The 9,710-nt window shown below is 51.0% G+C and carries 6 protein-coding genes; all 6 read right to left on the reverse strand.

Annotated elements, in window-relative coordinates; translation table 11 throughout:
* Positions 1-17: 17 nt before the first annotated feature.
* Positions 18-5,246: a type I polyketide synthase gene (locus tag KTO58_RS09950; RefSeq protein ID WP_198314953.1), complete on the reverse strand. Its 5,229-nt coding sequence runs from the start codon at positions 5,244-5,246 to the stop codon at positions 18-20.
* A 101-nt stretch (positions 5,247-5,347) separates the two neighbouring features.
* Positions 5,348-6,097, reverse strand: a complete 750-nt coding sequence (locus tag KTO58_RS09955; RefSeq protein WP_095839503.1) for a polyketide synthase — start codon at positions 6,095-6,097, stop codon at positions 5,348-5,350.
* 47 nt (positions 6,098-6,144) lie between these two features.
* Positions 6,145-6,909 carry an enoyl-CoA hydratase/isomerase gene (locus tag KTO58_RS09960; protein ID WP_095839502.1) on the reverse strand — a complete coding sequence of 255 codons (765 nt, stop codon included), beginning with the start codon at positions 6,907-6,909 and terminating at the stop codon, positions 6,145-6,147.
* A complete protein-coding gene (locus KTO58_RS09965) occupies positions 6,906-8,168 on the reverse strand; it encodes a hydroxymethylglutaryl-CoA synthase family protein (RefSeq protein WP_095839501.1) in 1,263 nt (420 codons plus the stop codon). The genes KTO58_RS09960 and KTO58_RS09965 overlap by 4 nt, the downstream gene beginning before the upstream one ends.
* Positions 8,169-8,234: 66 nt before the next feature.
* Positions 8,235-9,473 carry a beta-ketoacyl synthase N-terminal-like domain-containing protein gene (locus KTO58_RS09970; RefSeq protein ID WP_095839500.1) on the reverse strand — a complete coding sequence of 413 codons (1,239 nt, stop codon included), beginning with the start codon at positions 9,471-9,473 and terminating at the stop codon, positions 8,235-8,237.
* Complete coding sequence (locus KTO58_RS09975; protein ID WP_095839499.1) at positions 9,457-9,699, reverse strand: acyl carrier protein; 243 nt, start codon at positions 9,697-9,699, stop codon at positions 9,457-9,459. The genes KTO58_RS09970 and KTO58_RS09975 overlap by 17 nt, the downstream gene beginning before the upstream one ends.
* Positions 9,700-9,710: the final 11 nt, after the last annotated feature.

The raw sequence follows: 9,710 nt of genomic DNA on the forward strand, positions 1-9,710 counted from the left end.
GAATGAATAAATGTTACTCAGGAGGTGGCTTGCATCAGTTTCCAGATATTATGGTCCGATCCGGAGGGATGTTGCAGGTATACACCTACGGCATCACCGGAAGCCGGTTGTTTTGTAGCAACGGCAGGTTTTGCCGGATGCAGGTCCTGTCTGTTAAGTGCAGGGATGGGCAGGGGTTTCCTGGTGATGATATGGTCCGGCTGTTCTGCTGCAGCTGTCAGTATCACATGTGCATTAGTGCCACCATCGGCGAAACAGTTGATGGCAGCTGCTGTGGCTTCATATGGCCACGCACCTGCCTGCCGCGGGAATTCCAGTGAAGCCGCCGCCATATCAAAATGCCGCAAGGGCTGTTCTCCGGACAGGAATGGTACCGTTTCCTGATGTGCCAGCATCAGCGCTACCTTGATAAAACTGGCAATCCCTTCTGCACACAATGGATGGCCGATATTGGGTTTAATACTTCCCAGGCCCAGGGCAGTTCGCCCGGGTGTGCTGTATACTGTCTGAATGGCTTTTAGCTCCAGCAGGTCTGTTACTTCGGAACCCGAGCCATTGGCTTCTATATATCCTATATCCGTTGGCGTTAATCCACTAGCGGCTAATGCCTGTATCATGACTTCCTTTTGCGCCTGCGGGTTTGGTGTGGCGGGACCGGCAGTACGGCCATCATTATTGATGGCTAATCCTTTGATCACCGCATAGATCTGATCGCCATCTGCCTGTGCCTGTGACAAGGTTTTCAATAATACCATGCCGGCCCCTTCTCCCGGGATGATGCCACGTGCGCGTTGATCAAATACATGGAAGGCCGGTGTATCTCCCAACAGCCCTCTCTGCTGGAACAGCAGCTGGCTGCCATCCTGCAGCACACTCACCCCTCCTACCAAGGCAGATCGTATATGACCGGTCAACAGGGATTGGATGGCAATCTGCATACCGGTGAGGGCTGAAGAGCAAGCGGTATCTACGACCAAGGCTGGTCCCCTGAGGTCAAAAAACTGGGAGACATTCGTCGCCAGGTAATTTTGTCCGACGGTAACCACCGGATTGCGTGCCTTGCGCCAGTCTTCGGGATCAGGTGTGTGCCGACTCCGGCCGCCAATATATACACCTATTGGCTGTCCTTTTACTTCAGCCGCCGTATATCCTGCATGGTGGAATGTTTTCAGGCTCTCTTCGAGAATCAGCAATGCCTGGGGGTCCATGGCACGCGCATCTTCTTCGGGTAGCAGGAAGTAGGCAGGGTCGAAATGAGACAATGTTGTTATGGTGCCGGCATAATAACCAGCTGTTTTACCTGTACGTGCCGGTGGTACTGCTCCGATCGCTACCTGTCCTTCCCGCAGTAATGTCCAGTACTGCTTCAGATCAGGCGCTCCGGGGAAGCGTGCGGACATGCCTACTACCGCAATATCTGTAGTCGTAGCAGTGGCAGTCGATGGTGCTGCAGTGGTTTGTTTTGCTGCAGCAGCTGGTGCTTTCGACGGCGTTGAAGCGATAGCCGGTGTGGTCATAGCCTGCAACTCCCTTAAAGGGGATTCATATTCTTTGGATAACCAGTCTGCCAATGCATCGATCGTAGCATATTCATACAGGATGGAGGGGTCCATCGGAGCTGGTATCAGCTGGTTGATATGTCTTACGATCTGCGTCAGGATGATAGAGTCTACACCATAATCCTGAAAAGCGGTATCTGTTTCCAGCCGGTCTGCTGCTATTTTCAGCTCCTGGGCAAACAGCGTCAGCAACCATCCCCGTACACCGGTAAAAAGATCTGCTGCGGGAGCCAGTTTCTTTTCCTGTGGCACTGGCGTTACCGGCGCTTGTACAGCTGGTGATGGTTCCAGTGCTTTTTGAAGGAGTTGTTCCGGCTTCCATCTTCCGGGATGTACGATAGCAGGCAATATTACGGCAGCCGGCCTATGTGCGAGTATGTGATCCAGCCATTGTAATCCTTCTTCATTTGTATGGCTCCATAAGCCGGTACGCTGATAGACGCTTCCCCTGGTCTCTCCCATGCCGGTCTCTTTCCAGCTGGGCCATTGTATGCTGATGATCGGGAAATGCGGCGCCAGCGTTTGGGCACGATAATCCATCCAGGCGTTAGCCATGGCGTAGTCACTCTGTCCGATGGACAAGGAAGGGATGATCGCCGATACAGAAGAGAATAACAGGAAGAATTGCAATGGAGATGTTTTGAGCTGCTCATACAGCAGCTCCAGGGCAATGGTCTTGGGAGACCATACGGCTTCCATACCTGGAATTGTCTTACGGATAAAGGCAGGATTATCCTTATCCACGATACCGGCGCTATGTATCACGCCTGCAATAGGCCCAAGCGTATTGGTGATCTTTTCGATGCACTGCGTTACCGCTTCCCTGTTTGTCAGATCTGGTTGATACACTCTTACAGAGACCCCCATAGATTCCAGTTCTTCTACGTCACGGATCTTTTGTGCCAGTGGGCTGTCGCTGTGTTTGATAGCTGCCCATTCGCTTTTATGGGGCCAATGTTCGCGACCAAGTAATGCGATGAATTTGACATGATAGTGTCTGGCGAAATGCAAGGCACATTGCATGCCGATACCTTTGGTGCCGCCGGTGATGAGCAGTACCTGTCCTGGCAAAAAAACCGGTTTTCTGCCATTGGTGCCGGGCAGGGGTAGTTGCTGCAAGACGGACCGGTAACGCTGGCCGTTGCGGTAAGTTATTTCTGGTTCGTTGCCGGTGCTTTCCCATTCGGTAGCGATGATCTTTTGCAGCTCCTCTTCCGTTGTAGCCGCTGCGATATCAATATGTCGGGAACACAGATGACTGTATTCACTTTGCAACATGCGGTACAGAGCGGCCTGTCCTGCCCCTGATAATAGCATGTCCTGATTCAGGAATGCTTCCAGTCCGCGGCTCAGGGCCAGCAAGGTCAGTTTATGTTGTCTATCCTGCTCGATCAGCTGCTGCAACCAAGGTACCCAAAGCGACCAGTCTGTTGAAGAGCGGCTACATCCCAGCAGGTCTATGCACCCATCGAAGCGGGGAGCTGTTATCCAGTCAAAGGAGGACAATTGATCCGGATGTAAGATGATCGGTGTAGAAAATCTCCCGGCTATTTGTTGTGCTAGCAGATCATCTTCTTCTTTTACTAGGATAGCTACTGTTTGTAAGAATGGACTTTCCGTAGACCGTGGCCACTCGGCTGTTATCCACTGTTTAGAGACCCAAGAACGGCTGCGGGTATCCGGTGTGGTCTGCTGTGGTGGCGTAGCTACGGGTAGTGCAGCGGCTACAGGTACAGGGGTCGCTGCCGGTATCGATGCAGCGGGAGGGGCGCACCACCAGGACTCCCGTAAAAAGGGGTAGGTAGGCAGACTAACACGGTAAGGTACTGTTGTATTGTATAGCCGTAACCAATTGATACGGGCACCGTTCACCCATTCGGCAGCCAGCGCTGACAATGCCTGCTGCATATACCAGCTCTCCAACTGCGCCGCTGTCGCCGATGAACTTCCTTTTCCTTTTTTGACATGCCCTGTGAATAATGCAGGGCTGCTGTTTTCTTCCAGGAAATGCTGTAATGTCGTATGCAATGCTGCGAGGCTATCGGCAACGATCGCCAGTCTCCACGACATTTCATCCCGGCCGGTCTGGGCGGTGTAACAAATATCTGCGAGGCGTAATGCTGGATGTGCGGTAATATGTTCGCTCATTTTCGCCGCATACTCATGCAATTGCTCCTGTGTATGGGCAGACAGTACAAATAATGCAGGGTGATGGTCTTCCACACCGGCAGTGTTAGCCCTATATTCTTCGATGACGAGGTGTGCATTAGTACCGCTAAATCCAAAAGAACTTACACAAGCCCTACGGGGCTGCCCGGTAGTTGTTTGCCATTGTTTGGTATCTGTATTGACAAAAAACGGCGAGTCGGAAAAGTTAAAGTGTTCGTTATGATGTTTAAAATGCAAGGTAGGCACGAGTTGCTGATGCTGCATGCAAAGCAGTACTTTATGAATACTGGCGGCACCGGCAGCCGCGGAAGTATGTCCGAGATTACTCTTGACGGCACCGATGGCGCAATAATTTCTTTTATCGGTGCTGCTTTTAAACGCCGTTGAGAGTGCTTCGAGCTCTATAGGATCGCCCAGTTTGGTGCCGGTGCCATGCATTTCTGCATAGGAAATGGTAGCCGGATCTATCCGGTAGCGACGATATATTTCTTTTTCCAATGCGATCTGGCTGCCCAGGTTAGGTGCTGTGATACCATTGGTTTTACCATCCTGGTTGATACCGGAGCCGATGATGACGCCATAGATATGATCATGGTCTGCTTCCGCATCTTGCAGGCGTTTCAATATCAGGGCGCCGGCGCCTTCTCCGGGTACGAATCCATTGGCGCCGTTGTCGAAGGCCTTACACTGCCCATCCGGAGAGAGCATTCCTGCACTACACATACTCATGTAGGAGCCGGGGGTGAGATAGAGTGTTACGCCACCTACCAGTGCCATATCGATCTCGCCATGCCGTAGTGCCTGGCAAGCCAGGTGGGCTCCTACCAAAGAGGAGGAGCAGGCGGTGTCGATCGGTATTGCGGGGCCTTTCAGGTTCAGGAAATAAGAGATCCTGGCCGGTGCGATCGCATAGCTGTTGCCAGTGGTCGCCGATGAGCTGTTATTGTAATGAGAAAGGATAACGCCATATTCATTGCTCATGATCCCCATGTATACACCACAATTCTTATTGCTCAGAGACTGCCGGCAATAGCCCGCATCTTCAAATGCCCTGTAAGCCTCTTGCAGAAATATCCTGTGTTGCGGGTCCATTGCTTCTGCTTCTGCCGGTGATATGTTGAAGAACAGCGGATCAAATTCTGCGATATCATCCAGCATGCCCATCCATTTGCAATAGATCTTACCTTCCTGGTAAGGATAAGGTGCATAGAATGCATCTGCGTCCCAGCGGAAGGCGGGTATTTCCCGTACGGTATTTCTGCCATGCAGAAGGTTATCCCAGTATTGGTCTAAATGGGCAGCGCCCGGATACCGTCCTGAAATGCCGACAATGGCAATAGGTGTTGTATCTGCAGCTATTGCCCCCTGTGCGGGAGGCACGATATCTGATGGGGTAGGATTCGGAGTGGGGATCTTTTGTGTTGCCTGTGCGGCTTTAAGCTGTTGCAATGCTTTCTTTGCTTCTTCAGGACTGATCTCTCCTGCTTTCAGCGCGCGTAAAATATCCTGTGAATTCATGGTACAATAAGCTTTAGTGAACGGACAGTTATCCATTGGCATACAGGTGATGTTCAACCGGGGATATCCCGGTTGACACCTGTTGTTAACTGTACAAATTATTATCTGCCAAAGAGGGCCATAATACGGTCTTTCACTTCCGGCTGGTGGAAGGTGACGCCGTGCATCGCTACTTCTTTTTCTATGATGGCAGGTAATTTTTCACGGGCTTCTGCTACCAGGTGATCTTTAAGGGTGATGAGTGATACTCTTGGTTTTTCTGCCAGCGTTCTTGCCAGTTGCAGGGCATATTCCAATACCTCTGCTCTCGGTAGTACCGGGAAAGAGATGCCTCTTTTCTCTAGTTCTACTCCCCGGAAGTTAGCGGCGGTGAGTAGCATTTCTTCTGCGAGGCTGATACCTAGTTTCTGGGGGAGCACATAGGTAGCACCCATACCAGGCGTGAATCCGTATTTCATAAAGTTGGTCGTATAGACACTTTCTTTACTCAGGATTACAAAGTCGCTGAACAGGCCGAATACAAAACCACCGCCAATACCATGTCCCTGCATTGCGGAGATTACGGGGATGCGGCACTCCAATGCCAGGCTATACAGGTTGGTATCGGTAAATTTCACTTTGGCATCGTTAATGGCCAGCAAAGCGTCCTGTGTACCACCAGAACAGAAGTAGCTGTCATATCCGGTAAGGATCACCACTTTGTAGTGCTGATTTTCGCCGATAGCTGCAAAAGCCTTTATTAGCCCTACCATGATATCTTCGGTGAACGTATTTTTATGTTCTTTATCCTGCATGGTCAGCAGTACAATGCCAGGTTCTATTTCTCTTAAGTCAACTGCGGGTTGTGACATTTTCTAGGGTTTGTTGGGGTGAAGGAATATGGGGCGATGGCGTAGGATTAATTTTCCCAAGGGAACAATCCGGTCTTGACAAAGCGGGTGATACGTGCGAGGTTCTCGGGGTCAGAGAATACTTCTTTGTTGGCTGCAATCGCGGCTGCTCTCGGCGCCTGCAGATCATGCAACAGGCTCATGTAGCGTTTATAACGCTGGATGCCTGTTTTAGACAGGTTCTTCAGACGGAGGAGATGTGTACGCAACAGTGCATCGCTTTGAGAATCGAATGCATCTACCAGCCCCCAGGCATGCGCCTGTTGTACGGTTACCGGTTTGGTCATCAGTGTAAGATACTGTGCTTTCTGGAAACCGATCTTCCGGATAAGGAAAGGCATTACACAAGCAGGTAATAGTCCGAACAACAGTTCTGACAAGCTGAACACTGCCTGTTGGTCCGCCAGTACGATATCGCAGGCTGCGACAAAGCCTATACCACCGGCGTTTGCTTTCCCTCTTACGTGAGCGATAGTAATAAACGGTCCTGTGGCGAGACGCAGCCAGAGATCGTACAAGGCCTCGGGTCCCTGGGTGGGGACCGTCTGCGTGCCTGTGTTTTCTCCGGCTGCTGCCTTAAAGTCTGCACCGAAACAGAACACTTCCGGCAATCCTTCTACCACCACGATAGTAGCAGTGGACTCACAAAGTGTGAGTACTTCGATACATTCCGCGATCAACTGATCGTTGATGGTATTATTCGCTTCCGGACGATGGAACTGTAAAAAACAGATAGTGTCCTGGAAGCGGACTTTTAGTGTTTGGTAGTTCATGCGCTCCATTCGTATTTTCTGTGAAACTCCCTGATTTCTTTCAGATACAGGCGTTGTTTACCCTGTGTGGATGCCCAGGCTCCCGGGATGATATTTTTATCGAGGGTAACGTTGCGGGTACCGAAGCGGATCGCGCCATTACCTACCAGCAGTGCATCGTATTCCTGCATGGACAGCTTATAGCGTTCGCTGATATGTTTTTCGATCTGAAGACTTTGTTGTCTGGCTTGTCCTTCCTTGGATACTACACCGCTGTAGAATTCAGAACAACAGCCGGAGCCGTAGGAGAACTGACCGATACGTTTGGGCACATCATAATTGCCGGTATCGATGGTGCCGGCCAATGACATGAATACGGTGCCGCCCATGATGTTGCCTACTCGTTGGCAATAGGTCAGCCCTGGTGTTACGCGTTGTTTGAAGTCTGCTTCGATTTCGTTGGGAGATGCTTTTACTACTTTCCGCATCATGGTACGGTGTGCGCCTTTTACCATGCCACCGAAAGGAGTATGGAAGGTGAGGTATTGAAAGGTGTCTTTATAGCTGACGCCTGTTACTCTTTTCTGGTATTCGCCAAATGCGCGTTCGCAGCAATCGAGGTAGGACATCAGTGAGAGGTCGGCATCTCCGGCTTCGCTATCGGGAACGGGGCGGCAGGTGTCCATTACTTCGAATCCATAGTAGCCATTGGCGCCTACATCTACCTGGAATACGTAGGGACGATCGCTTACGAGTATGGCTACGGCGCCGGCGCCACCACTAGGTTCAGCGAATGACCAGTCTTCGGAGATGGCTTCACCACCTTCTACTACCATAAAGCGGGAGATATCGGTGGCTATCACCAAGGCTTTGGCGCCGGGCGATGCTTGTCCGAGGATAAAGTTAACCGCCATCTGGAATCCTGCTGTACCGGAATAGCAGGCTTGTTTGAGTTCAAACAGGCGGCAGTTGCGGTTCAGTCCCAGATAGTGGTGGATATATGTACTCATAGATTTACCGAAATCCACGCCGGACTCTGTACAGGTGATGAGTAATTCTATACGATCTCTTTCTGCCGGTGTGAGCCGGTCGATGATGGGTTTGGCAGCGTTTACACCGAATGTAACAGGGTCTTCATAAGGGAGTGCCACTGTTTTTTCTTTCATCAGGAGGTTCTCGAACCTGGCGGTATCCAGCTTGCGGTGTCTGGCTAGCTCCATAACATCCAGGCTGGCCGTCCCGCCAAAAACATTCAATGCTTCAATTCCAACGTTAGTCATAAGGGTAAATTTGTTAGCGCTTGCGGATAGTGATGCAGGCGCAGGATTAAAGAATGGGTGATCAATTTAGATGTTGGGTGTCGGGGTACATAAGCTGATGGCAGTATTGATACCTCCAAAGCCAAAGCTCAGGCTTATAGCGTGTTGTATGGCATGTTCCACCGGGGTTTCTTTTACCCAGTTGAAGGATGGAACGATGGGGTTTTCCAGGTTACGGGTAGGATGTAAGCGGCCGGCCTCCATTTGTAGCAGGGTGGCAATCACTTCTACGGTGCCGGCGGCGCTGATGCCATGTCCCGTAATGGACTTGGTGGCATTGATATAGGCATGAGTGAGGCCACAGTCTTGCAATGCCTGCAATTCTGTCTCATCTCCTACCATAGATCCGGTGCCATGAGGGTTTACATAGTCAATATCTGCGGCTGTAATACCAGCCTTTTCGAGGGTATTCCTGATTACGGTACATTCTCCTTCATAGGAAGGATTGGGGTTGCGGTTGGCATCCATTGCGATCGCCCAACCGCTAATAGTTGCATAGGATCGCCTTCCCCTGGCAGCTGCCAGGTCGGCTCTTTCTACGACTACTACACCGCAGGACTCTCCATAGATAAAACCATCTCTGTTACTGTCGAAGGGTCGACAGGCTTTTGCCGGTGTTTCGGCATGTTTCGTAGAGCCCATGGCTCCGAGCGAACGAAATGCCTGGAACTCCCAGTAAGACAGGTCCATCAGAGCGCCTATCGCGATGCAAACATCCGCCTGGCCTGACATGACAGCTTCGGCTGCCTGGAGTATCACCGCCAGCCCGCTGGCAGATGCGCCGCCAAGCGTATAAGCGAATCCACGGATACCAAACTGCTCTGTACAGAGGCCGCAGATGTCGCTATCCAGAAAGGATATGCCATATGCAGGCCGGAGGAAGCGAGCGCGATCCCGGTATTGCTCATAAGTTTGTTGTAATTCCCGTTGTTGTACATTGGAACCTCCTACGATAAGGCCTATACGGGTGGCATCTACTTCTCCCAATCCGGCATCCGCCCAGGCTTCCGCCAGTGTCACGAGCGCCACTTCCGCAGAGAGGGAAGCACCCCTCAGGAGTTTGCGGGGGATGCTATCAGGATAGGTCAGTGCAGGTATCTCTGCACCCAGATAAGCAGAATTGTACTGGCGGCCGGGACGTTCCATCACTTTGAATGCGTGATCCCCGTTTAGCAAAGCTGTTGAAAAGGCCGCTTTGCCCTGGCCAACAGCGGCTGTTATACCCACACCCGATATAACGCAGGAGGGGTTATTGTTTCTTTGCATAAAATAACTCTACCAGGTCTTCTATGTTCTGAGCACCAAACAACTCAACCAACGGTACTTCCAGTTCGAGGGTTTCCATTGTCATTGTAGTGATATCCGCACGGTCTACGGAATTAGCACCTAATTCCTTTAATTGGTCGGTGATCTTAAATTCATGTGATTCCAGTTCCGGAATAACTTCGAGTGTGTGCTTCACGATGATCTGAAAAATGGCTTCTTTTTCCATGTGTCTGATAT

It is taken from the genome of Chitinophaga pendula, from assembly GCF_020386615.1.
GTDB lineage: Bacteria > Bacteroidota > Bacteroidia > Chitinophagales > Chitinophagaceae > Chitinophaga > Chitinophaga pendula.